Origin of the sequence: Microbacterium jejuense (assembly GCF_019511665.1) — a bacterium.
In the GTDB taxonomy this organism is placed as follows: Bacteria; Actinomycetota; Actinomycetes; order Actinomycetales; family Microbacteriaceae; genus Microbacterium; species Microbacterium jejuense_A.
Genome location: NZ_JAEUAW010000038.1, coordinates 1 through 416, shown reverse-complemented (window position 1 = coordinate 416; position 416 = coordinate 1). Strand labels below are relative to the sequence as shown.

The following is a 416-nucleotide window of genomic DNA, read 5'->3' as shown; positions in this document are numbered from 1 at the left end:
ATCTGCGACAGCACCGTTTGGGCACCGACTTTTTCCGAGCGCATTACCAGGCTACCCGACGTATTGAGCGTGGCACCGATCACGTGGTCGCCAGGGCGCTTGGAAACGGGCAATGGCTCACCGGTGATCATCGATTCGTTGATGGCGCTTGCTCCTTCGGTCACGACGCCATCGGTTGGCACCTTCTCGCCCGGTCGAATTCGCAGCAAGTCGCCGACATGCACGTGCGTGAGCGGAATATCCTCCTCGCTGCCATCCGGCTTGATGCGACGTGCCGTTTTGGGTGCCAGGCCAAGCAGCGACTTGATGGCGGCCGAAGTCTGCGAACGTGCCTTCAATTCGAAAATCTGGCCGAGCAGCGTCAGTGAAATGATGACGGCAGCGGCTTCGAAGTAGACCGCAATGCGGCCATGCAC

General features: G+C 59.9%; 1 protein-coding gene. It reads right to left on the bottom strand.

The genetic code is table 11. The features are described from left to right. On the bottom strand, window positions 1-416 hold a 416-nt coding region (locus JNB62_RS19050; RefSeq protein ID WP_445299346.1), incomplete at both ends, for a P-type ATPase.